A 24926-nucleotide genomic window follows, 5' to 3' on the forward strand; every position below is an offset into this window, starting at 1 on the left:
ACCCCGGTGATTTTTTCGCCGGGGTTTTTTGTTTTTCATTAATTTGTACCGCTTAAGTATCTTTGATTGATGAATCATTTAATTGCTCCGTCCGTTTTAGCGGCTGATTTTGCGAATCTTGGCCGTGATGTTGAAATGCTCAATGTAAGTGAAGCCGACTGGATCCATGTAGATATTATGGACGGCGAATTTGTGCCTAATATTTCATTTGGGATCCCGGTTGTTGAAGCAATTAAACGTTATGCAAAAAAGCCGTTGGATGTTCACCTGATGATTGTTGAACCCGACAGGTATCTCGAAAATTTTAAAAAGGCCGGAGCAGACGGAATTACCGTGCATTTTGAAGCGTGTGTGCACCTTCATCGCACGATCTCGGCGATCAAAGAACTTGGCTGTAAGGCCGGCGTGGCGTTAAATCCGCATACACCGGTTAGTGTTTTGGAGGATATCATTCAGGATCTTGATTTAGTCCTTATTATGTCGGTTAATCCTGGATTTGGCGGTCAAAAATTTATTTCTCGCACCTACGACAAAATTCGTCAGCTGAAAAATCTTGCGGCAAACCGGAATCCATCCCTGTACATTGAAGTAGACGGAGGAGTCGGAATCAATAATACCGCTTCACTTATCCAGGCAGGCGCTAATGTGTTAGTCGCTGGTAACGCTGTGTTTGCTTCAGAGAATCCAGGTGAAATGATCAGGAAGCTTAAAAATAGTTCGCCTGAAGTTATGCGTGCCTGATAGCTCATGAGATTGCTGTTTGCGGTATACCTGATCTTTTGTTGTGCCGGCAGCTTTGCACAAAATGCGCGGTTAATAAAGGGTACTGTAAAATCGGAGAAGGGCATCTCTCTTGAAGGTGTGATTGTGAAATGCCGGGTCGCCGCTACTGTTACCAAAACAGACCTGAACGGATTTTATACAATAAAAGCCCACAGCGGTGAGGTTATATTACAATTCTCTTTATTGGGATATCAGCAGCAAACTATTGTTTTACAACCCGGTGAAAACAACGTTAAAGACGTCATATTAACTGCGCAAGTTTTATCGCTCGATGAGGTCACCGTAACCAATGAAAATGGCAGGCGCCTCAACTCGGCAAGTATAGATCTAACTGAACTTAAGAGCTATCCGGCGGCCTCAGGCAATTTTGAGTCTTTTTTAAAAACGCAGCCGGGTGTATCTGTTAATAACGAACTTAGCTACCAGTACCAGGTTCGTGGTGGAAGTTACAATGAGAATCTCGTTTACATTAACGATGTGGAATTATTTAAACCATCGCTGATCAGCAATGGACAGCAGGAGGGTTTAAGCCTGGTAAACGCCGAGCTTGCGGGTTCTGTCGGTTTTTCGGCGGGAGGTTTTGAATCCCGTTACGGTGATAAAATGAGCTCGGTGTTAAACGTGCGTTATAACAAGCCTGACTGCACATCGATGACTGCTTCTGTTGGATTGTTAGGCCTATCCGCATCTTATAAAGGCCTTTTTAACAACAGTTTCATTCTCGCAGGATTTCGTGCAAAGACTAATAAGAGCATTTTGAATGATCAGCCGGTCAAAGGCAGTTATCAGCCTGATTTTTATGATTTTCAACTTTTAGCACAGTCGGATCTGTCGCCGAAATTTACCGGGTCGGTTATGAGTATTTATAATTTTAGCGGGTTCAAACTGGCGCCTCAAAACCGGGAAACAGTTTTCGGTGCCCAAAACCAGATTTTGGATTTGGCTGTGAATTACGCAGGTGAGGAGGAAGATACATTTCAGAGCTGGATGGGAGCCATGAACTTTACATGGAAGCCATCAAAAAATCTTACATTCAAATCGATTATATCGGCATTTATCATTAATGAAGATAAAACGTACGATTTGTACGGCGCTTATAGTTTCGATGGTACGAACGACTATAGCAACGGTCCCGACAGTATAAAGCCCGTAACTATTTATGGTTATCAATCGCAATTGGGATTTAATAAGTTGAGAACGAGAATAATCAATTCAGAAGTTAAGTCTTACCTAAAGCATAAAGATTTCCTTTGGGAAAGTGGTCTGAAATATGAAAGGAACCGGTTCTATAACAATGAACATACCGTAACTGAGATTGATTCTGTCGCCGATTCTGTAAATTATAATAATAGGTTAATAGCCAACAGGTTGATGTTTTATCTGCAAACGGCCGGTAAAATTTCTAGGGAACTTAACATTAATGCAGGATTTCGGATGAATTATAATTCTGTAAATAATGAAACATTGTTTAGTCCGAGGGCGGGTATTGCCTATTTTCCTGCAGCTCATCCAACGGTTAATTATAAATTTTCAATTGGTATTTATAATCAGCCGCCATTTTATATGGAGTTAAAAAACAAAACCGGAGCATTAAATACGAGTATAAAATCTCAAAAATCCGTCCATTTCATTGGAGGCGTTAACCATTCGTTTCATGCGCTTGGTGAAACTCTGAATTTTTCATCAGAAGTATATTACAAGCTTCTCCGCGACCAGATTCCTTATAAAATTGATAATCTTACTATCAATTACCTTACCGATCAGAAATCAAAAGGATACGCGATGGGCGCTGATTTCGCGGTCAATGGTGAGTTTGTCAGCGGTTTACGGTCGGCTTTCCGGTTATCTTTAATGAAGACGGCAGAAGATATCCAGGGAGATTATTATTACACTAAAGACGGCTCCGGTAATACAGTTAAGATCGAACCTGGCTATTTAAAGAGGCCAACGGATCAACGACTTAATTTTTCTGTTTTTTTCCAGGATAAATTTCTGAGTGATCCTACGTATAAAGTGCATTTAAATATGCTGTATGGCTCGTCTTTACCAGTCGGACCGCCTCAAACGCCGCGTTATACCGATAATTTTGAAATTCCGTCTTATAAAAGGGTTGATATCGGCTTCTCAAAAGACCTGATTGACAAAGAATCCAGGAAAACACCTGCCTTTCTTAAACGAAATTTCAATACGCTTGCTATTTACCTGGAAGTGTTGAACCTGTTAAACATTAAAAATACCGTATCATATCTGTGGATTGCCGATATGAACAATAATCAATATGCAGTGCCAAATTATTTAACATCTCGTCAGATAAGTTTCAGAATTATTGCAAATTTTAAAAATTAATCACAAGATCAATATTATTCTATTAAATTTGACAGTACCAATTAGATCATTTTATGAAGCACAATTTTGGCCCCGGGCCATGTATCTTACCGCAGGAAGTTTTTAAACAGGCATCACAGGCTGTTTTAAACTTTAATGATACCGGATTATCCATTCTTGAAATATCACACCGTACACCTGAGTTTGAATCTGTTGTTGATGAATCGGTGCGCCTGGTAAAGGAACTGCTAAATGTTCCTGAAGGGTATTCTATTATTTTCCTTCAGGGGGGGGCTAGTTTGCAGTTTTCAATGGTTCCTATGAACCTGCTGCCTGATGGTAAATCGGCTGCTTATCTTGATACCGGCGTTTGGGCTAGCAAGGCGCTAAAAGAAGCTAAAATTATTGGTAACGTAAATGTTGTAGCGTCTTCCAAAGAAGCAAACTATACTTTTATACCAAAAGATTTTGAGGTGCCGGCAGATTCTGCTTACTTCCATACCACCTCAAACAATACGATTTACGGTACTGAGATGTATGAGTTTCCGAAAACTTCCGTGCCATTGGTTTGCGACATGTCATCCGATATTTTCAGCCGTGTGATTAATGTAGCTGATTTTGGATTGATCTATGCCGGTGCGCAAAAAAATATTGGTCCTGCAGGAGCAACGCTTGTTATCGTTAAAGACGAACTGCTTGACAAATCTGGGCGTAAATTGCCTTCAATGCTTGATTACAAAGTTCAGGTTGACGGCGGCTCTATGTATAATACGCCTCCCGTGTTTTCAATTTATGTATCGATGCTTAACCTTCGCTGGTTAAAATCTAAAGGTGGAGTTGCGGATATAGAAAAAGAGAACATCGCGAAAGCCCGTGCATTGTATGAGGAAATTGACCGCAACCCTTTATTTAAAGGAACCTGCAAAGTTGAGGACCGCTCACGTATGAATGTTTGCTTCGTTATGGAAAATCCGGAACTGGAAAAACCATTCCTGAAGTTTGCCGAAGATCGGGACATCATTGGTATTAAGGGCCACAGAAGTGTAGGTGGTTTCAGAGCGTCAATGTATAATGCATTGCCGATTACAAGTGTTCACACACTGATTGACGCGATGCAGGATTTTGCTGAAAAACATAAATAATAAACAGATTTTTAATTCCCCCGGCGCTCGCCGGCATATAAAAGATAAAATGGCAAAGATTTTAGCCAATGATGGGATAGACCCAGTAGGAAAACTTTTGTTGGAGCAAGCAGGATTTACTGTTGACACCGACAATATACCGCAAGATCAGCTGATAAACCGCCTGAATGAATACGATGCAATTACTGTCCGCAGTGCGACAAAGGTCCGCAAAGACCTGATTGATGCTGTTCCCAACCTCAAATTAATTGGTCGTGGCGGTGTTGGTATGGACAATATAGATGTTGATTACGCCATTTCTAAAGGTCTGGCTGTAGTTAACACGCCGGCTTCTTCATCTTTATCTGTAGGAGAGCTTGTATTCGCACATCTGTTTTCAGGTATTCGCTTTTTGTATGATTCGAACCGCAAGATGCCTGTAGAAGGCGCTACAAAATTCAATGACTTGAAAAAAGCCTACGCAAAGGGAATTGAACTTCGCGGTAAGAAAATAGGTATTATTGGGTTTGGTCGCATTGGTCGCGAGACGGCAAGAGTAGCTTTAGGACTTGGAATGGATGTTCTTGCTTTTGATTTACACCCGGTTCCTGCCCAGCTTGAGCTTGAATTTGCCGGAAACACAAAGGTAAATATCCCTGTTAAGTCGGTTACTTTAAACGAACTTATCACTGAATCGGATTTTATCAGCTTACATATTCCTTTTGTTGATCACCCGATTTTAGGTAAGGAAGAATTTGACCTGATGAAGAAAGGCGTTGGTGTTGTTAACTGTTCACGCGGCGGCGTAATTGATGAATTAGCATTAATCGAAGCTTTGAACTCTGGTAAAGTAGCATTTGCCGGACTGGATGTATTCGACAATGAGCCTACTCCACGTCAAGAAATCCTGACTCATCCGCGTATCTCATTAACACCGCATATCGGTGCGGCAACTAACGAGGCGCAGGAGCGTATCGGGGTTGAGTTAGCGAACCTGATTATCGATCATTTCAAAAACTAATATTAAAAGGCTGCTTTCGGGCAGCCTTTCTTGTTTTATATCAGGATAGTTCTGGCTCGAGCTTCGTGGTGATGGCAATGCGGTTCCAGCCGTTGATAACGATGATAGCCATCAATATTTGCGATAGATACTTTTCATCAAATACTTTAGCTGCTTGTTCATACACCTCGTCAGAAACGTGGTTATTGATTAATGTAACGGATTCGGTCAGCGCTAAAATAGCCTGCTCTTGTTCGTCGAAAAAAGAGGTGTCGCGCCATGCACTTAAGGTATAAATTCGTTGTTCAGTTTCTCCGAGTTTTCTTGCATCTTTCGTGTGCATATCAAGGCAGTACGCACAGCCATTTACCTGAGAAGCCCTGATTTTAATCAGCTCTTTATGTTTCGCCGTGAGTGATGTGCCGGCAATATATTTCTCTAAAGCAAGCATAGCGTTGTATGCTGCAGGTTCCGCCTCGTTCAATTTGATTCTTGTTTTCATATCTACTTGTTATTTGCTGAAACAAATCTCGGAAGAAACAATGCCCGGAAAAATGAACTGAGTTTAAGAAATCAGGCTTTTTTCGCCCGAAGCCTGCTTAGAAATTGCGGTGTGAATCCCAGGTAGCTGGCAAGCATGTACTGGGGAACCCGTTGAACAAAATCCGGGTACAAGCTTGTAAACTGCCGGTAACGTTCCTCATCGCTTTGGGTAAAAATAAAGCCGATACGGCGCTGTGCCGCCACGTACGACTTCTGCATCATGATTCTGAAATAGCTTTCGAGAGTGGGAATTTGCTTGAAGAGCGTGTCTTTATCTTTTTCATTGATCAAAAGCAGCTCACAATCTTCAATAGCCTGGATATAGCAACTGGATGGTTGTTTGTTCAGCAGGCTATCCTGGTCGGCGATCCACCAATTTTCCAAACCGAACTGGATGATCTGTTCATTAAGCTTTTTGTTGACGAAGTACTGCCGGGTACAGCCCTTGATTATGAAATAACTGCCTTTACAATGCTTGCCGGGTTCAAGCAGGAACTCTTTCTTCTTCAGTTTTATCGTCTCAATTGAACCGCAAAGTAAATGCTGTTCCCCAGTTGTTAGTTGAACGTATCGGGCGATATGGGTAAGAATTTCGGGATAAAGCATGTGCAAATGTATAAGTACAAGAGTGTTAAATCATAAACCATTCGTTATATTTGTTTAATGGATGCCATCATAGTTTACCCTGAAAATAAGGAACAGCTTGAAGCAGTGAAGGCCGTTATGAATGCAATGAAGATTTCCTTTGAGCAAAAAAGACAGGCGTATCCTTCTGTTGTTATTGAAGGAGTCAATTTCTCACTAAAAGAAGCTGAAAAGGGTTATTTAACCTCCTATAAAGGTATCGACGATATGTTGAACTCTAAATGAGTTATCAAGTTTTTTATACTCCTCGTTCGCAGGAGACATTAAGATTGGTTTATGATTTTATCAACGGTAAATTCGGAAAAAGGGCTGCTGATAAGTTTTTAGCTAAGACCGGAAAAGTTATTGAGTTAATCGCTGAACAACCGCAAATGTTTAAGGCGAGCATTTTTAATGATGATGTTCGTGTGGCTTTAATTACTAAACAAACATCAATGTTTTATAAAATAACTGATACATCAGTTTATCTTCTTTTCTTTTGGGATAACCGGCAGGATCCGATGATTTTATAAACTATCATGATCACCGCGATTAGTACCAGTTAGCATTTAATGTAAGTTTTCAGAAAAGCTCAACCTGTATTTCAATCAATTGCACTCTCGCGCTTTGTTCATATTGCGCAGGCCTTAGCCACATCGCAGGTATCCGCTTCGCCCGCGTCTATCGAAGTTCTGATATGCTTCTGGTTAAAAGTTCCTTCCGTATAAGCCTTGTGTTTTAACCCGACAGCAGGAAAATCCCGCAGCGAAAGAATGGCTAACGCATGGTGCGAGGAATTACATCGGATTGCCGGACTTGCCGAAATAGTAGCAGAAACGGAACGTTTCCAACATTCATTTTAGGCGGATATCACAAGGGAACGTTGTAAAATCATGAGTGTGCCGTGCTTCCACAAACAAAATCAGCCCTGTTGGTATTTAAAGGTTGCTATGCGGTGGTCAGCTGCTGAGAAATTCCATATTATAACTTGAATCATTAGGCAATTACAACCTATGAATAATACCGTACTTGTTATTGGCGCAGGCGTAAGCGGTTTATATGCCGCTGCCTTGCTTGCCGAAAAAGGCTACGCTGTAACCATACTGGAAGCTTCGAACCGAATCGGCGGGCGAATTCGTACTTACATCGATCAAGACTTTAAGGACGCGGTAGAACTCGGTGCAGAATTTGTTCATGGCAATTTACCGGTTACGCTTTCGCTACTGAATGAAGCGGGAATTGGCTATCGAAAAATGGTATTTAAAGGAGTATCGTCTGAAAACGGGCTGCTGAAAAAAGGTGGAGGTTTTATTAAGGATTGGCACTTGTTCGAAGAGAAACTTGAAAACCTGGACCTTGACATAACCGTAAACGACTTTCTTGAACAGGAGTTTTCTGCTGAGCAATTCAATGACCTCCGGCAATCAGTAAAGCGATATGCTTCGGGTTTTGACACGGCCGATACTAGCGATGCCAGCATGCTTTCCCTGAAAAATGAATGGCTGCACGAAGAGGAAGAGCAATATCGTGTTGATGGCGGATATATCAGATTATTGAGTTTCCTGGAAGAAAAACTGGAAAAGCATGGCGTTCGCTTATTGTTAAATCAAAAAGTTGTATGGATAAAAACTGAAAATTATGGGGCTAGAGTAGCTACTTCAACAGGGGAATTTTGGGCGGGTAAAGCGATTCTTACCGTATCAATCGGTGTTCTTAAGTCGGGCGCTATAAAATTTCCTGATACTGCCTCACTGCATCAGGAGGCAATCCAGCAGATGGGTTTTGGTGCAATTATCAAAGTGTTACTTAAATTTAAACAGCCATTTTGGGAAACGGTACAAGGAGGTATTGCAAAAGATGCTGGCTTTATCTTTTCTTCCGAAGTTATTCCTACCTGGTGGACACAGGCTCCTGAGCGATCAAATGTGTTAACCGGCTGGCTTGGCGGGCCACCTGCCGACAAGTTAAAAGATGACTCCGATAAAGAAATTCTAATCAAATCGATCCAATCCTTATCGGCGATCTTTTCGATTCCTGTTAATGAGATTGAAAGCGGTCTCATCGCCTGGAAAGTCGCAAACTGGACAGCTGATCCGTTCATACTCGGCTCTTACAGCTACCCAACGGTGGGAAATGACGGATACATCGATGTCCTATCCGAACCGGTAGAAGAGAAAATTTACTTTTCCGGTGAGGCCCTGTACAAAGGCCAGGCGACAGGAACAGTAGAGGCCGCTTTAAGCAGCGCCAAAGATACCGTCGACCGGATCATACGCTATAATTCATAACTCACACCCTTTTCTGCAATCGTCGTATTAAAGCCTTCGGCCTGCAGCGCATCTGAAAAGGACTTCAAACTGTTCATTTCGCCATGCACCAGGAATATCCTTTTAAGATTGCCAGCTTGCTGCGAGGACACGAATTGCATCAAATCGTCATGATCGGCATGTCCGCTTAATGTATCGGTTTGTTTAATAGTGGCATACACCGAAAGATCACGGTTTCGCAGCCTGACGATCGGGTCGCCGCGCAACAGCCGATTGCCTAACGTTCCCTTGGCACAATAGCCGATGAATAAAATAGTACAGTAATAATTCTGAATGTTATAGTACAAATGGTCCTGAATGCGCCCGCCTTCCAGCATACCGGCCGAGGAGATTATTATACATGGCTCGAAGTAGTTCGAAATCTCTTTACTCTCTTTCAGGTTATGTACATACGTGAGATTCTCAAACTCAAACTCATCACCTTTCTCACGATAGAATTTTTGTGAATCCTGGCTTAACAGGCTTTGATATTTACGATACACTTCGGTCGCGTAATTGGCCAGCGGACTATCAACAAACACCTTTACCGGCGGCAGCAAACCCTGGTCGAAAATTTTGTTTAAGCTATAGATCAAAGCCTGGGTACGACCGATACTGAAGGCCGGAATAATCAATCGTCCCGGATTTTTAACACAGGACTCGTTAATGGTTCCTACCAGCACTTGTTCAACATTCTGCGTTTTGTTATGCTTGCGTCCGCCGTATGTAGATTCACATACCAGGTAATCGACGGGTGGAAGCAGGGAAGGATCAGTTAAAGTAGGGTAGTTTTCGCGGCCGATATCACCAGTAAATGCGATCGTTCGGTCGGGGCCATGCCCCGAAACTTTTATAACTGCCGCTGCAGCTCCAAGTAAATGCCCGACAGAATAAAAAGTAAGTTCGGCTTGTCCGTTCAGTCGGAATGGCTTGTTAAAACCGATGGTTACAAAACGCTCCACCGTATCCATCACATGCTTTTGCAGGTATAGTAGTTTCGGTTTATAAGCATTTTTGTGCCTTTTTACGGGTTTCCGTTCCTTACCAGCGAAGATCGATGCGGAATCCAACAGCAGGAGTTCCGCCAGATCGGCGGTAGGAGGGGTACATAATATCTGTCCTTCGAAACCCATTCGTACCAGAGTCGGCAAGTTTCCTGAATGGTCAATATGTGCATGCGTTAATATCACTACGTCGATTTCCGCCGGGTCGAATGGGAAATACTCATTATCTTCTAGCCGGGTATCACGCTCATAATCCAATCCACAATCGATCAGTATCTTGTAATGATCCAATTCCAACAAATGCATGCTCCCTGTAACCTGCTCTGCCGCTCCGAAAACTGTTAACCTCATAAGCCTGCAAGATAGTAATAGTGGCAGTTTACAGTCAAAGGATCGCCGATTTTAATTAGGTGACGGTTTATAGGTGATAGTTTATCGCTCATAGCCCGATAGCTAATAGTCCATACATATAGTCGATGGCTGTCAGCTAATGTCTGTCTGACAGGTGATACCTATACTTCAAATTGCAGCTGGCTTAAATATCTATAAAGCCCCTGTTCATTCGTCATCAACTCTGTGTGGCTTCCGTTCTCAACTACTTTTCCTTTCTCAAGAACCACGATTCTGTCGGCTTCACGGATAGTGGACAAACGGTGAGCTATTATAATGGAAGTTCGGTTTTTCATGAGTTCTTCGAGTGCTTCCTGTACAAGTCTTTCTGATTCTGAATCAAGAGAAGAGGTTGCTTCATCAAGTATTAATATAGCAGGATTCTTAAGCAGAGCTCGGGCAATTGCGATGCGCTGCCGCTGCCCGCCGGAAAGCTTCACGCCACGTTCACCAACAACCGTATCATAACCTTCGGGGAATCCTGTAACGAAGTTATGTGCATTGGCACGTTTAGCTGCGTCGATTATGGCTTCCCGCGAGGCGGACAGATCGCCATACGCGATATTTTCCAGGATTGTCCCACCGAATAAAAGCACATCCTGTGGTACGATTGCAACCTGGTTACGTATATCTGTTAAAGAGTAGTCATTAGAGGTTTTTCCATCGTACCTTATCTGTCCGGAGTAAATATCGTAGAACTGAAGGATGAGTGAAGCGATAGTCGACTTTCCGGCACCGCTGGGTCCAACAATTGCCACTTTCTCTCCGGCGGAAGCTTTGAAAGAAACGCCGTCTAACACCGTGATTTCTTTGCGCGACGGGTAGGAGAAAACAACGTCTTTAAACTCAAGGTCGCCTTGTATATGTACATTAGTTCGGTTGTCTTCTTCGTTCATTGAAATAGGTTCGCCTTTTTCTTCCAGTATTTCCAATACGCGCTCGCTTGATCCTAGTGCCTTTTGAACATTGGCGTATAACTCAGGAAAACTTGCCATGGCTGCGCCGACAAATACTGCATATAATATATAAGTGGTAAGGCTGCCGACGGTCATGTCATGGCGTGATACCAGGATAGAGCCATACCAGATTACGGCGACAATAGCGCCGAACAGGCAGAAAATAACAAAAGAAACGAAACCACCGCGAAAAGTAGCGCCGCGCATCGCGATCCTCACAACGTCAGAAAGGCTGCGGCTGTACCGGCCGGCTTCATAAGCTTCATTAACAAACGCCTTAACATTACTTATTCCCTGTAAAGTTTCCTCTACGACGGTATTTGATTCTGCTAGTTTATCCTGGGCCTCGCGCGCTATCCGACGAATGAATTTACCAAAGGAAACTGCTACAATAACCAGTACTGGCAGTACCGAAAGGTTCAGCAAGGTCAGCTTGGTCGACAAGGTAAACAGCAGCGTTACACCGCCTATCAGCAACACGATCTGCCGGGTAATTTCGGCAAGTGTAGTAGTCAGAGTATCCTGTATCTGCGAAAGGTCGGCCGAAATGCGGCTGTTTAATTCGCCCACACGCCGGTTCGAAAAGAAGTTCATCGGCAGGGTGATCAGCTTAAAGTATGTGTCGCGACGAATGTCTGCCAACGATTTTTCGGCTACTTCCACAAAAAGCCTGATACGGCCGAATGAAACGAATGCCTGAAAAAATAGGATCGTAAAGGCGATAATGCCTATGGTATTTACATTAGCAGGTATAAAGGGGATCTTTTGTTTGCCTTGCGCCGCATCGATCATCCCCCCTAATAAAGCAGGAAAGGCCAAACCAACAAGGCTGGAAAGGAACAGGAAAAACATGCCGAATATAAACTTCGTGCGATAAGGTTTAACGTATTTTAATAGTGCTGCAACCTTCTTCAGGTTTTTCGCATTCAGCCTGGCTTTAGGTAATTCTTCACCTTGTTTATTGCCGCTGTTAAGTGTTGATCGTGAACGTGCCATTAAAGTATAAAGACGACCAAGGTAGACTTAAATTTTAAGCCCTATGAAGTTTTTATAGGTGGTGACGTTGGTATTACGTTAATGTGACGCTCTGTGCTGACGCCTGCTGAAAATGAATACGAGCAGCCCTAATGCAATAAGGCCGGATACGATGGAGATCCATAAAAGAGTACTGTTACGCTTTTCGGCGTCCTGCAATTCAGTATTGAGCCTGTCATTCTGTATCTGGAGTTTGGTGATCGTTTTCATGTAATTATTTATACGTCCGCTCACATCAATAACCTTTGTTTGTACCTGCGATTTTTGCAGGTCTTTATAATCAAGCAGAACCTTCGTTTCCTTTAAGATGTTATTGTCGGTCTTGGCAATTTCAGCAAGAATGTCGAGCGATCGCTGCATATCCTTCTTCGTTTTCCAGCCAAAAATGCCGGTCTTCTGACTAAGGCTTACATCGAATTGCCCGAAGCGTTCGTTACGCTCGTCGAGCAAGTCGTTTATTTTTTTACGCTGCCGTTCGTAAACTATTGAATCGGTTTGAGCAAACGCCGATAAGCCTGAAAGTATAAACAGGGTAAGAAAAAAACATTTCATGCCTTTTAAACACATTTTCCCTGATTTTATTTTGAGTTTTTTCAAAATGTCGTGGATGAAGTCTTAATAATACATTTGAGCTTATCTATGCAACTAGCATATCAAAAGCCAGGTGGCTAAGATGTTTGATTATAATTAGGAAGGCAAGGTTCGGCGATAGGAAAAGATAGCCCCGCTAATGCTGCAAGCCTAAAGCGAACGGCGGTGGCAAACTGAAAAAGAACTACATCTTTAAGGCTTTTCGCGAATATCGGGTTTAAAACTGTCGGGACATTGCTGCTAAATTATCCGGAGCAGCGTCCCATTTCCGATGAAAAGAAACATCGTGCAATAAACCTGACAGCAGTGAAAAGCCTGGAACGAAGCCAAGACTGTGCGGCTGGGTGAGGACTTGCAACGGATGGCAGGGCTGCAGGAGCCAAGAGCCACAAACGTACGTTTTCAAATTTTACATGGTTTAGAGAAGTAAGGAAATGACAAACTAAATCACTCACGTCGCTTGAAACTAAAGTTCGCAAAACCAGCGTCGAGATTAGTTAAACTACTATAAACTCAATTTAAACACGATAGCGCCTATACCGCCATACCCGGATAAAACTCGATCCTCACAATATCCCCAAGGTTTAAACCAAGCAAACCGCTGGCGTTTCCTTTATTAATCGCGATCTCCAAATGGTTGCTGATGCCGAATAAGCACAGTTTTTCACCTTCGGGCACCTCATTATAGTGCCAGCTTAATTTAGAAATCGACTCATTTCTCCTGAAATAAAGAGCGAAGTCGCGGTTGCGCTGTATCCTCGAGAAAAGATCTTTTGTGATATTGGTAATAACGTTCTGGAAGGAATCGACGTAAATAACACTTCCCCGGATGATGTCGCGCTCGATAACAGGCTGCAGGTTCATCTTTTCTTCAAGTTCGTTGACTTGCAAGCCGATGTCTTTTAATTTACCGCCTTTTGCGAGATGAGTTGCTGCTTTTGCGAAAATATCTGTTAGAGGAAAATGGAGAAATTTGAGATCCTGCATAATATGAAGTTCCACAATTTCTTCCGCCGACTGGTCGAATAACAAGGAAAAAATTCCGTTGTCAGAACCCACAAAGTAATGATCGCGAAACTTTACCGCAAGGTAGCGCGTGTCTTTATGATAGACAGAGTCAATGCCGATTAAGTGAACGGTTCCTTTTGGAAAATACGGATATGCGTTTTTAAGAACGAAGGCCGCCTGCGCAATGTTAAATGCGGAAATATCATGTGTTATATCAACAATATTAGCTGCTGGCAACAGGCTTAAAAGGCTTCCCTTCAATGCAGCCTGGTAAAAATCTTTGTAACCTAAATCAGTCGTAAGAGTGATTATTGCCATTAATATGTGAATATTATTTACTAATCTTGCGATAGCTTTTACCCTGCAAATATTCAAATTTTAATTGCAATTAAAGCACCGCAAACTTAAAATACACACGCTTGAACGAATTAAAACTTACCCTTGAAAACATTAACCCTGTAATACTCTGGGGCTCAAACAATGAGTATTTCGAAGTCATAAAAAAGCAATTTCCTAAAATTAAGATCGTAGCCCGTGGAAACGAGGTGAAAGTTTTGGGTGATGAATCTGAACTTGCCGCTTTCAATATTCGTTTTTCAGAGTTGCTTAATCATGTTGAAAAGTTTCAAAGTTTAAGTAATAACGAGCTGGAAAGTTTGTTGGGTGCTAAAATAACGGTTAGTTCATCGGGTGAAGTTTCTGCCGATAAATCTAGCGGGGAAGCGATTGTGTTCGGTCCGAACGGTATAGTTGTGAAAGCTCGCACCGCCAATCAACGGCGCATGGTCGACAGCATCAATAAAAACGATATCCTGTTTGCTATCGGCCCAGCGGGTACTGGTAAAACCTATACGGCTGTTGCGCTTGCGGTAAGGGCATTGAAGAACAAAGAAATTAAAAGAATAATACTTACCCGGCCGGCTGTAGAAGCGGGCGAGAACCTTGGTTTTCTTCCGGGAGATTTGAAGGAGAAGATCGATCCATATTTGCGCCCGCTTTACGACGCGCTGGACGATATGATCCCCGCGGAGAAACTTAAAGTATACCTCGAAAACAGAACTATCGAAATCGCACCGCTTGCATTTATGCGTGGACGTACCCTGGATAATTGTTTTGTAATCCTTGATGAAGCGCAGAACGCTACCGATATGCAGCTGAAAATGTTCCTTACCCGTATGGGACCGTCGGCAAAGTTTATCGTGACCGGCGACGTAACCCAGATCGATTTGCCGAAAAAACAACAATCAGGTTTGCACAACGCCTTACGCATCCTTCCGGATATAAAAGGAATCGATATTATTTACCTTAGCGGCGAAGACGTCGTACGGCATAAATTAGTAAGAAGGATACTCGAAGCTTATGGCGATATTCAGTAACCTCATATTAAGATACTTTTTACAATGTCAGCAATAAAAGAAACACATTTTAATTTTCCCGGGCAAACAGGTTTTTATAAAGGAAAAGTACGGGATGTTTATACTATATCAGATAAATACCTGGTAATGGTTGTTTCTGATCGTATTTCGGCATTTGATGTGGTTTTACCTGAACCGATACCATACAAAGGCCAGGTTTTAAACCAGATTGCCGCGAAGTTTTTACAGGCAACACAGGATATCGTGCCTAACTGGGTGATCGATGTTCCTGATCCTAGTGTTACCGTTGGAAAGATTTGCCAGCCTTTTAAAGTTGAAATGGTGATCCGTGGTTATCTCGCTGGCCACGCCTGGCGTGAGTATAACGCAGGAAAGCGTGAAGTATGCGGCGTCAAACTTCCGGAAGGGCTAAAAGAAAACGATAAACTTCCTGAGCCGATCATAACGCCGACCACTAAAGCCTCTGTTGGGCATGATGAAGATATTTCACGCGAAGAAATAATAAAAAGGAATATTGTTTCGGAGGAAGATTATGTAAAACTGGAAGAATATACACGCCTGCTATTCCAACGCGGAACTGAAATGGCAGATGAACGGGGTTTGATCATGGTCGACACGAAATATGAATTCGGCAAAGCTGACGGAAAAATTACGCTGATTGACGAAATCCACACACCGGATTCGTCGAGATATTTTTATAAGGAAACTTACCAGGAACTTCAGGATAAAAACGAACCTCAGCGTCAGCTTTCTAAAGAATTTGTAAGAAAGTGGCTTATTGAAAACGGCTTTCAGGGCAAGGAAGATCAACTGGTTCCGGAAATGTCGCCGGAAGTTGTGAAATCAATTTCGGATCGCTATATTGAACTTTATGAAAACATCACCGGCGAGAAATTTCGGAAAACAGAATCGTCTGAAATTTTGAATCGCGTGGAAAAAAATATTAATGAGTTTTTAAATCGTCTGAATTAAGTTTTATTTTTAATATTTGTAATCTAAACACAATCATTCTTTATGAAATTTTCGGTCGACAAGCATGAAAAATATGTTCTTATTAAACTTAATGAGTCGAAACTGAACACATTAATTGCTCCGCAGCTTAAGTCTGAATTTATCCTGATCAACGCTGAGGGTCAGCGAAACGTGATTCTTGATCTGTCGTCTGTAAAATATTCAGACTCATCAGGTTTAGGATGTTTGCTGGTAGGCCATCGCTTATGTAAGAATTCAGACGGACTTTTTATTTTATCAGGTATTAACGATAATATCGGCAAGCTCATTACCATATCTCAGCTTGAAAATGTCTTAAACATTGTGCCTACTGTAGAAGAAGGTATCGACCTGATTTTTATGGAAGAAATCGAAAAAGAACTGAGAAGAGAAGTTTAACTTTATCTGCCCGAAATGAGATTTGAAGTAACCATTTTAGGCAGCAGTTCAGCAACCCCCATTTTTAACAGAAATCCAAGTTCACAGCTGTTAAACGTTAATGATCGTTACTTTCTTATTGATTGTGGAGAAGGTACGCAGCTTCAGCTATTAAAATATGGATTTAAGGCTCAGCGAATTGAGCACATTTTTATAAGCCATTTGCATGGCGACCATTACCTGGGCCTGGTAGGCCTTCTTTCTTCCTTGCATTTAAACGGGCGCACCAAGCCGATGCACATTTTCGGGCCAGCTGATTTAAAAGAGATCATCGAAATCCAATTCAAATACTCGCAAACGGATCTGCGTTATCCCATCTATTTTTTTGCTGTCGATCCGCAAAACCCGCAAAAAATATTTGAAAATTATGATGTCTATGTTGAGACGATAATTTTGAATCACCGGATACCTTGTACCGGATATAAATTCAGTCAGAAAAAAAGGCAGCGAAAAATAAACCGCGAACTGGTGGAAAAGCTTGGAATTCCGGTGGAATATATTCCTTTGCTGAAAAGAGGTAATGATTATACCGACAAGGCTGGTGTAATCCATCGGGCACTTGACCTCACTTTTGAAGCCGAAGAACCAAGATCGTATGCCTATTGCTCTGACACGATTTGCAGTTGGGGCTATCTGGAGCAAATAACAGGAGTGAATACTCTTTACCACGAAGCCACTTTTTTACATGATATGTTGCCACGGGCGGAAGAAACCTATCATACAACCGCGCTTCAGGCTGGTGAAGTAGCACTAAAAGCCAATGCTTCCCAGCTGCTAATCGGGCATTTTTCGGCAAGGTACCGCGATCTCATTCCGCTGCTGGATGAAAGCCGGAGCGTATTCACCAACACGCAACTTGCCATAGAAGGAAATACTTTTCAATTGTAGGTTCAGCTATCAGTGATGAACTATCAGCCATTAGCTAATGACTATGGACTATGAACCATGAACTATCGACTACTATGAGCTATGCCGCCTCTAATCCAACTAATCTTTCTTTCCGCCGAACACTGAGAAGCTTACGTAGCGTTTAGGATGTGCTTTCAGGTCAATCATCAGCTTGTTAAGATTTGCCGCTGAACTGTTCAGGTTTTTGTAAAGCTCTTCGTCGTTAAGTAGTTTGCCTAAAGATCCCTGACCCTGGTTAATTTTCTCAACCTGCGCCTGGAAGTCGGCGATTGCTTTGTTAGCATTTTCAATCGTCTGCTGGAAGTTCGCTTTAGCAACCTCATCTGTAACTTTATCAATATTGTTCATGATCGAGGTGATCTTGGCATTGTTGTTCTTAAAGTTCGCTGAGATCGATTCAAGATTGCTTAAAATTCCTTCGATATGTGCGCTTTGTCCGCCAACAAGACCATCTACGCGTTTAGTTGTTCCTTCCAGAGTTTCAAGAGTATTTGCAATGCTGGCAAAGCTCCTGTTGAAATTCTTTTGAAATGCGGGACTGATCGTTCCGTTGATCGAAGTGAGGATTGAATCAAGCCGCGCCACCATTAGCTCTGCTTTCTTCTGAACAGGCTGAACTTGTTCAAGAAAGTTTTTTTGAATATTTGAATTGAGCGTATCGCCATCTGTGGCGTACTTCATGCTCGTCCCCAGGTCGAAAATTATCGCTTTCCCACCAAGTAAGTCGGTGCTTTCTAAACGCGCGATCGTATTTACCGGAATTTCGTATCGTGGATTAATCTTAAATTGCGCTAAAACTTCCCCGTTTGGCTGTAAAGTCAGCGCCGCAACACGTCCGATCTGAAAACCATTAACCAATACTGGTTTTGAAACGGCAAGTCCGTCAACTCTTTCATATTTAGCGTAATAGACATCTTCGGATGAGAAAACATCGTTGCCTTTTAAGAAGCTATATCCGATGATGAGCAAAACAATTGCTAGTATGGTAAGTACGCCGACTTTGGTTTCGTTTGAGATTTTCAATGTGTGCTATTCTAATTCTACTTGTTTCTTATATCCCTGAATTGCGTTTAACAAACAATTCACTACTTCTGTTTGACCGTTTTCCGAGTTCAGATAATCCTCTTCTTCAGGATTACTCAAAAATCCTATTTCTGTTAATACAGCCGGCATGGTAGCATGTCTCAAAACAGCAAGGCTCTGTTCCTGTACGCCTCTGTCAACACGGCCGGTTTTTATGTACTCGTCCTGTATGAGTGAGGCAAATTTAAAGCTTTGGTCCCGATATTTACTCTTAATCAGCGAAAGAAGTATTGCACTTTCCGGATCATTAGGGTCAAAACCATCGTAGTTTTCCTTATAATCGCTTTCCAATAGAACTGCTGCGTTTTCACGGATAGCCGCGTCCTGTTCACCAAGACGCTTTGAGCCTGCGACAAAAGTCTCCACACCATGAGTAGATGTACTTTTGGCTGATATCGTCCTGTAAACAGGTACTTTCTGCCCTTTTTTATTTCGTGTATAACCATCCTGTACACGCCGAGTTTCAACAGGCATGTTGTTGCAGTGTATCGATATGAATAAATCGGCTTTTGCGCGATTAGCAATATTCATACGTTCATAAAGCGGAATAAAAACATCCTCGCTTCGGGTATAAATAACCCGGACGTCCTTTAAATTGCTTTCTATTGCCTGGCCAAGTTTTAGGGCAACGGAAAGGGAAACATCTTTTTCCTTCGAATATATACCGCGGTTTACACCATCTTTACCGCCATGACCGGCGTCGATCACGATGGTTTTAATACGGTACGGCGGAAGTTTAGCAGAATAGGCAGATGATACAAACGGATGTAGGAATAAAATTAGTAAAGAACTAATGACTCTTCTCAATGGCATTATTTTCATTAATTTTGACGGGACTTGTAATGTATCATTGCAAAAATAATATTCATCACCGAATTTGAAATCTATTAACGCTTTTTTTACACGCTGTTTATTTTTGCTTTTGATACTTCTTGCCGTAAAACAGCAGGCTCATTCACAGCTTCGTGGACGTCCACCGGGAAGCGGGAGAACTCAGTCGCGTTCCGCCGCTAAAAAAACAACACCTGATACGCTAAAATCGGATACCGTTATAAATAAAAAAACAGCTACCGGGCTAACCGCGGCGGTAAAGGCCGTAAGTGAAGATTCGATGTATATCGATAAAATGCGCGGTACGATGTATTTGTGGGGGAAGGCGCGCGTTACTTACGAGGATTTTGAACTTGACGCCGATTATATACGCCTCGATCAGAAAAATAATAAAGTTTTTGCCAGCGGGATGCATGATAAGCGTACCGGCAAATATACCGGCAGGCCAATCTTTAAAACCGGAGGCGAGCCACCAGCGGCAACCGATTCAATGTATTACGATTTTAAAAGCAAACGGGGAAAAACGTTTGGTGTTTCTTCTGAAGTAGAAGGCGGTTACATACTTGCAGGTCAATCGAAAAAAAATGAATACGACGAGGTATTTATTAAAGATGCCATTTACACTACATGCGATTTACCGCATCCACATTACGGCATTCACCTTAACAAAGGCATCGTCAGTGAAAAAAATATTGTCACGCGGAGTGCTTACCTGGTTATTGAAGATGTGCCATTTCCATTAATACTTCCGTTTGGATTTTTCCCGAAAGCGAACCATCGTGCTTCCGGCATATTGTTCCCGACATTCGGTGAAGATGCGTCACGAGGCTTTTACATGCGCGATTTAGGCTGGTATTTTGGTATCAGCGACTATTGGGACGCGGAGCTTCGCGGTTCGATCTATTCCAAAGGCTCCTACGAAACTAGTTTGCTGGCGCGCTACCGTAAAAATTATAAGTATGATGGTAACATCAGCTTGCGTTATGCTTCTATCAAAACCGGTGTTGAAGGTACAGTGGAAAACAAGCCGTCGAAACAATTTAACATTCAATGGTCACACAGTCAACGCCAGGAAGCCAATCCCGGAACTACTTTCGGAGCTAGTGTAAATGTGGGTACCAGTCAATACTTCACAAAGACGGCTGCCGGTGGTACTTATGACTTAAATGCGATTACACAAAATTCTCTTAGTTCAAGCATAAACTATGGAAAAACCTTTGCAAACAACCTGTTCAATTTTACTGCAGCCCTGACTCACAGACAGGACCTGCAACGTCATACAGTTGATCTTACTTTGCCGTCGTTCAGTTTAAATATGAGCACGTTGAGCCCGTTTGATAAAAAAGACCGGGTAGGTGAACAAAAATGGTATCAGCGGCTTACAGTCGGCTACAGCTTGCAGGGTAGCAACAGTGTAACTACTTTTGATAGTTTGCTGTTTAAACCCGGTGCTTTTCAGCGTTTCCAGAATGGCTTTCAACAAAATATACCGGTAAGTTTGTCTTTGAATGTGCTGAAGTTTTTCCAGTTCAACTCCAGTGTGAATTATACGGATCGGTTATACCTTCAGTCTTACCGAAAAAGTTACCTTTTCGCGCCAGCGCAAGAAGATGTGATTGACACCGTTCGTGGATTTGGCCATGCGTATGACTATAGTTTGTCCACCGGGCTATCGACAAAATTGTATGGAACGGTAAATTTTAAAAAAGGGAAACTGGTAGCGTTACGCCACATTATCACTCCGCAGGCAAGTTTCAACTATAGGCCGGACTTCGGCGCGTCCAAATATGGCTACTATCGAGATATCCAGCGAAGCAAGGATCCTAATGCGCCTGTTCAACATTATTCGATTTATGACGGTGCCATATACGGTACACCTCCTTATGGAAAGCAGGCCGGAATCAGCTTCTCGGTGGATAATAATATCGAGGCAAAAGTCAGGTCGAAATCCGATACGACAAACGCTTTTGAAAAGATACCGATTTTACAGGGTCTGTCCTTTAGCGGTAACTATAATTTTGCAGCCGATTCATTTAAATTATCACCGATAAGTTTTTCGGGAAGAACCGCGCTTTTAAAACAGAAGCTGGGAATAAATTTTTACGGAACATTCGATCCATATCAGGTTAACTCGCTGGGCAATCGTGTTAATGAGTATGCGTTAAGCAGGGGCCAGATCGCACGTTTAACCAACATTGGCTTGTCCTGCGATTTTAGCTTTAATTCGGAGGCCGTGAAACGTCGTAACGATAATGCCGATAAGATCGGCCAGAGTCGCAATAATATGACTCCTCAACAGGCGGAGGCACTGGCAAGGATAAGCCGTGATCCAAATTCTTTTGTCGATTTTAACGTTCCATGGAATATCACAGCATCATACAGCTTTAATTACAGCAAACCAGGATTATATACGACGGTTTCAAATACATTGAACTTTTCTGGCGATCTAAGTGTAACGCCAAAATGGAAAGTTCAATATACATCGGGCTATGATTTCCGGGCACAGAAAATGAGTTTGACGCAATTTTCCTTCTATCGTGATCTACATTGCTGGGATATGTCGTTTCGCTGGGTTCCGTTCGGTCCGTACCAGAGCTATAGTTTCGACCTCCGCGTAAAAGCATCTATTCTGCAGGATTTGAAACTAAATCGTCGCCGCGATTATTTTAACAACTATTAATATTTGAGTTAAGGATCCCGGTGCACGACACACCGGATTTCTTACCTACCAGATCAAGTTTATGTTAGCAGAGATAATAACGATAGGTGATGAAATTCTAATCGGTCAAATCGTAGATACGAATTCGGCCTGGATGGCTACGAAGCTAAATCAAGCCGGTGTATTAGTGAAACAGATTACGTCAGTCTCCGACGATGCTGAACATATCACAGAGGCTTTGCGGCAGGCCGCTAATCGTGCGGATATCATCATCATGACCGGTGGTCTCGGTCCAACGAAAGACGATATAACAAAAAAAACACTCGCGAAATATTTTAATGCAGGTTTCAAACGCGACGAGAAGACACTCGAAAACGTAAAAAATATCTTCAAAAAATTTAACAGGCCCCTGCTTGACGTTAATATACAGCAAGCCGATGTTCCTGAAAATTGTAAGGTACTGTTAAACGAAAATGGCACAGCTCCGGGTATGTGGTTTGACGAGGATGGAAAGGTTTACGTTTCATTGCCCGGCGTTCCGTTCGAAATGATGTATCTCATGGAAGATAAGGTAATTCCAGAGTTGCGGAAAAGGTTTGAAATGGATGTAATTGTTCATCAAACAATTTTAACAGCCGGTGTGGGTGAGTCTTTTCTTGCCGAGCAGATCGCCGACATCGAAGAATCTTTGCCATCTCATATTAAGCTTGCCTATCTGCCTAAGCTCGGCATAGTGCGTTTGAGATTGAGTGCTTCTGCAGCAATAGAAAATCAAAAAACAGTCGCGGAAGTTCATAAAATATTAGCTGACGAAATCGGCGCTTATTCGAACAGGATAATCGAAAGGGTAGGAGACGCCGTTTTTGCGGTAGAAGACATTTCGCTCGAAAAAGCGCTTTTAAACTATCTTGAAAAGAGTAAATTGACGCTTTCGGTTGCGGAGAGCTGCACAGGAGGGTTTATATCGCAACTGATTACGCAGCACCCGGGTAGCAGTAAGGTTTTCTTAGGGGGTGCCGTTACTTATTCAAACGGGCTAAAAAAATCTGTATTGGGTGTTGCGAATGAAACACTGGAAAATTTTGGTGCCGTAAGTGAGCAGACAGTGCTTGAAATGGCGCAAGGCGCTATCAGGCAGCTTGGCTCGGATTGCTCGATAGCGGTAAGCGGCATAGCCGGGCCCGATGGTGGAACTGAGGAGAAGTCCGTGGGAACAGTTTGGATAGCAGTTGCTTCGGCTGATGGCGCTATCGCTAAAAAGTTCCAATTCGGTAACAAACGCCAGCAAAATATTGAACGGGCGGCTATCAGTGCATTGACAATGCTTTTTAAATTTGTAAGAAAGTCAGTGTAAATTAATAATGGCAAAGCAAAGATAGCTTGCCTCCAAAAGCAGAAAAAAATTACTTTTGCATCTATCACTAATTAACCGATATGGCTCAATTTGAACTTCTACTTCCTAAGATGGGTGAAAGCGTGGCTGAAGCTACAATTATCAAGTGGTTGAAAAATCCCGGTGATCAGATTGAACTTGATGAGCCGGTAATGGAAATTGCCACCGATAAAGTTGATTCTGAGGTTCCGTCGCCTGTGTCTGGAAAGTTGGTTAAGCAGTTTTTTAGTGAAAATGATGTAGCTCAGGTAGGAAATGTTTTGGCGATTATCGAAACCGATGAGCCTGTGTCTGAAAAAGAAACGGAGTCTAAAACTGTTGCGGAGCCTGATACAGTCGAACAGTCTATTGCTATACCTGTAGCTAAAGAAACTTCTATTCCGGGAATGGATCAGATTGCAGAGGAAAAACCTGCTCAAAAGGTTTCGTTCGAATCTTCGACCAGATTTTATTCGCCGCTTGTAAAAAATATCGCTGCTGAAGAAGGAATCTCGCTTACAGAGCTTGAAAACTTAACGGGCACCGGAGCGGACGGGCGAGTAACAAAGCAGGATATTCTCGACTATATAAACATGAAAGGTGTTGCCGGATCTTCTGCCAGGCCAGCCGCTACTCAGGATGCTTTTAATCAGAAAGTAACATTAAACGAAGCCATATATAATGAATCGAAGCCAGGCTCAAGTTTCAGCGGAAGCGATGAAATAATAGAGATGGACAGAATGCGCAAGCTTATTGCCGAACACATGGTGATGAGCAAACAGGTATCTCCGCATGTAACATCGTTTGTCGAAGCAGATGTTACCAACCTGGTGCTATGGCGAGAGAAAGTAAAGAACGAGTTCGAGAAACGCGAAGGAGAAAAAATAACGTTTACCCCAATTTTTATTGAAGCTGTGGCTAAGGCGATCCGGGATTTCCCAATGATCAACATATCAGTAAACGGCACGCAAATTATAAAAAAGCGAGATATCAATATTGGCATGGCTGCGGCCCTTCCTTCAGGAAATCTCATTGTGCCGGTTATAAAAAACGCCGATCAGTTAAATTTGGTGGGTTTAACCAAGGCTGTCAACGATCTTGCAAAGCGGGCGAGGATCAACAAGCTTCAACCAGACGAAGTTAAAGAAGGGACATTTACTATAACCAATGTGGGTACTTTTGGAAACGTTTTGGGGACTCCAATCATCAATCAGCCTCAGGTTGCTATTTTGGCAGTTGGCGCAATAAAGAAGAAGCCCGCGGTGATTGAAACGGAATTTGGTGATGTAATTGGAATTCGTCACATGATGTTTTTATCACTATCCTACGACCACCGGGTAGTCGATGGCGCATTAGGAGGTTCGTTCGTTAAACGTATCGCAGACTATCTCGAAGCTTGGAAAATAGATAGAGAAGCGTAACTTAAACATCTTGTGATTTTCAAGTTTGCATAAAAAATCTGATGTTACATCAGTTTTTTGAATTTGCGTTATTTCACATTTCTTCTCACCCCTTATGTGAAATTTTATAGCCCTTCAATATCTGAGATCATTGATATTTCCTTTCTGGATATATCCCGGAT

At 42.4% G+C, this 24926-nt stretch carries 22 protein-coding genes; 14 read left to right on the forward strand and 8 right to left on the reverse strand.

Going from position 1 to position 24926, the window contains the following annotated elements:
- The first annotated feature begins 69 nt into the window (after positions 1-69).
- Genes rpe through GS399_RS15715 form a run of 4 tightly spaced genes read left to right on the forward strand, consistent with a single transcriptional unit; the run spans position 70 to position 5250 of the window.
- Positions 70-741 (forward strand): ribulose-phosphate 3-epimerase, encoded by a 672-nt coding sequence (rpe, locus tag GS399_RS15700; protein WP_160845589.1) that lies wholly within the window; start codon positions 70-72, stop codon positions 739-741.
- A 6-nt stretch (positions 742-747) separates the two neighbouring features.
- Complete coding sequence (locus GS399_RS15705; RefSeq protein ID WP_160845590.1) at positions 748-3129, forward strand: TonB-dependent receptor; 2382 nt, start codon at positions 748-750, stop codon at positions 3127-3129.
- 53 nt (positions 3130-3182) lie between these two features.
- Positions 3183-4250 (forward strand): 3-phosphoserine/phosphohydroxythreonine transaminase, encoded by a 1068-nt coding sequence (gene serC, locus GS399_RS15710; RefSeq protein ID WP_160845591.1) that lies wholly within the window; start codon positions 3183-3185, stop codon positions 4248-4250.
- 49 nt (positions 4251-4299) lie between these two features.
- A complete protein-coding gene (locus tag GS399_RS15715) occupies positions 4300-5250 on the forward strand; it encodes a D-2-hydroxyacid dehydrogenase (protein WP_160845592.1) in 951 nt (316 codons plus the stop codon).
- A gap of 40 nt (positions 5251-5290) precedes the next feature.
- Here the strand turns inward: GS399_RS15715 and GS399_RS15720 are convergent, their stop codons facing one another.
- Positions 5291-5731, reverse strand: a complete 441-nt coding sequence (locus tag GS399_RS15720) for a carboxymuconolactone decarboxylase family protein (RefSeq protein ID WP_160845593.1) — start codon at positions 5729-5731, stop codon at positions 5291-5293.
- 71 nt (positions 5732-5802) lie between these two features.
- Positions 5803-6378, reverse strand: coding sequence for a Crp/Fnr family transcriptional regulator (locus GS399_RS15725; protein WP_160845594.1), 576 nt, complete (start codon positions 6376-6378; stop codon positions 5803-5805).
- A gap of 57 nt (positions 6379-6435) precedes the next feature.
- On the opposite strand from GS399_RS15725, the gene GS399_RS15730 reads away from it, so the two are divergent.
- From GS399_RS15730 to GS399_RS15740, 3 genes are all read left to right on the forward strand, one after another.
- Positions 6436-6642 (forward strand): DUF2683 family protein, encoded by a 207-nt coding sequence (locus tag GS399_RS15730; protein ID WP_160845595.1) that lies wholly within the window; start codon positions 6436-6438, stop codon positions 6640-6642.
- On the forward strand, positions 6639-6929 hold the full coding sequence (locus tag GS399_RS15735; protein ID WP_160845596.1) for a type II toxin-antitoxin system RelE/ParE family toxin: 291 nt from the start codon (positions 6639-6641) through the stop codon (positions 6927-6929). The genes GS399_RS15730 and GS399_RS15735 overlap by 4 nt, the downstream gene beginning before the upstream one ends.
- Before the next feature lie 480 nt (positions 6930-7409).
- Positions 7410-8684 carry a flavin monoamine oxidase family protein gene (locus tag GS399_RS15740; RefSeq protein ID WP_160845597.1) on the forward strand — a complete coding sequence of 425 codons (1275 nt, stop codon included), beginning with the start codon at positions 7410-7412 and terminating at the stop codon, positions 8682-8684.
- Here GS399_RS15740 and GS399_RS15745 read toward each other — a convergent pair.
- The 4 genes from GS399_RS15745 to GS399_RS15760 form a co-directional block, all read right to left on the reverse strand.
- Positions 8672-10057, reverse strand: a complete 1386-nt coding sequence (locus GS399_RS15745; protein WP_160845598.1) for an MBL fold metallo-hydrolase — start codon at positions 10055-10057, stop codon at positions 8672-8674. The two genes, GS399_RS15740 and GS399_RS15745, sit on opposite strands and share 13 nt — an antisense overlap.
- 161 nt (positions 10058-10218) lie before the next feature.
- Positions 10219-12048, reverse strand: a complete 1830-nt coding sequence (locus GS399_RS15750) for an ABC transporter ATP-binding protein (RefSeq protein WP_160845599.1) — start codon at positions 12046-12048, stop codon at positions 10219-10221.
- 78 nt (positions 12049-12126) lie between these two features.
- Positions 12127-12639, reverse strand: coding sequence for a hypothetical protein (locus GS399_RS15755; protein WP_237487967.1), 513 nt, complete (start codon positions 12637-12639; stop codon positions 12127-12129).
- Between the two features lie 573 nt (positions 12640-13212).
- On the reverse strand, positions 13213-14004 hold the full coding sequence (locus tag GS399_RS15760; RefSeq protein WP_160845600.1) for an SAM hydrolase/SAM-dependent halogenase family protein: 792 nt from the start codon (positions 14002-14004) through the stop codon (positions 13213-13215).
- A 101-nt stretch (positions 14005-14105) separates the two neighbouring features.
- Here GS399_RS15760 and GS399_RS15765 point away from each other — a divergent pair, with 101 nt between their 5' ends.
- From GS399_RS15765 to GS399_RS15780, 4 genes are read left to right on the forward strand one after another with little or no spacing between them, the layout of a single operon-like run.
- Complete coding sequence (locus GS399_RS15765; protein WP_160845601.1) at positions 14106-15062, forward strand: PhoH family protein; 957 nt, start codon at positions 14106-14108, stop codon at positions 15060-15062.
- Between the two features lie 24 nt (positions 15063-15086).
- Positions 15087-16034, forward strand: coding sequence for a phosphoribosylaminoimidazolesuccinocarboxamide synthase (locus GS399_RS15770; RefSeq protein ID WP_160845602.1), 948 nt, complete (start codon positions 15087-15089; stop codon positions 16032-16034).
- 42 nt (positions 16035-16076) lie between these two features.
- On the forward strand, positions 16077-16451 hold the full coding sequence (locus tag GS399_RS15775) for an STAS domain-containing protein (protein WP_160845603.1): 375 nt from the start codon (positions 16077-16079) through the stop codon (positions 16449-16451).
- A 15-nt stretch (positions 16452-16466) separates the two neighbouring features.
- Positions 16467-17378 carry a ribonuclease Z gene (locus GS399_RS15780; protein WP_160845604.1) on the forward strand — a complete coding sequence of 304 codons (912 nt, stop codon included), beginning with the start codon at positions 16467-16469 and terminating at the stop codon, positions 17376-17378.
- Between the two features lie 99 nt (positions 17379-17477).
- Here GS399_RS15780 and GS399_RS15785 read toward each other — a convergent pair whose 3' ends face one another.
- Both GS399_RS15785 and GS399_RS15790 read right to left on the reverse strand, forming a co-directional pair.
- Positions 17478-18422 carry an MlaD family protein gene (locus GS399_RS15785; RefSeq protein WP_160845605.1) on the reverse strand — a complete coding sequence of 315 codons (945 nt, stop codon included), beginning with the start codon at positions 18420-18422 and terminating at the stop codon, positions 17478-17480.
- A 6-nt stretch (positions 18423-18428) separates the two neighbouring features.
- Positions 18429-19304, reverse strand: a complete 876-nt coding sequence (locus GS399_RS15790; RefSeq protein ID WP_439649252.1) for an N-acetylmuramoyl-L-alanine amidase family protein — start codon at positions 19302-19304, stop codon at positions 18429-18431.
- Positions 19305-19404: 100 nt separating this feature from the next.
- Between GS399_RS15790 and GS399_RS15795 the strand changes: the two genes are divergently transcribed.
- The 3 genes from GS399_RS15795 (at position 19405) to GS399_RS15805 (ending at position 24765) form a co-directional block, all read left to right on the forward strand.
- Entirely contained in the window at positions 19405-21993 is a 2589-nt protein-coding gene (locus GS399_RS15795) for a putative LPS assembly protein LptD (protein ID WP_237487968.1), read from the forward strand.
- Positions 21994-22054: 61 nt separating this feature from the next.
- Entirely contained in the window at positions 22055-23326 is a 1272-nt protein-coding gene (locus tag GS399_RS15800) for a competence/damage-inducible protein A (RefSeq protein ID WP_160845608.1), read from the forward strand.
- 80 nt (positions 23327-23406) lie between these two features.
- Complete coding sequence (locus GS399_RS15805) at positions 23407-24765, forward strand: dihydrolipoamide acetyltransferase family protein (RefSeq protein WP_160845609.1); 1359 nt, start codon at positions 23407-23409, stop codon at positions 24763-24765.
- Positions 24766-24926 lie beyond the last annotated feature (161 nt).

Origin of the sequence: Hufsiella arboris (assembly GCF_009834875.1) — a bacterium.
GTDB lineage: Bacteria > Bacteroidota > Bacteroidia > Sphingobacteriales > Sphingobacteriaceae > Hufsiella_A > Hufsiella_A arboris.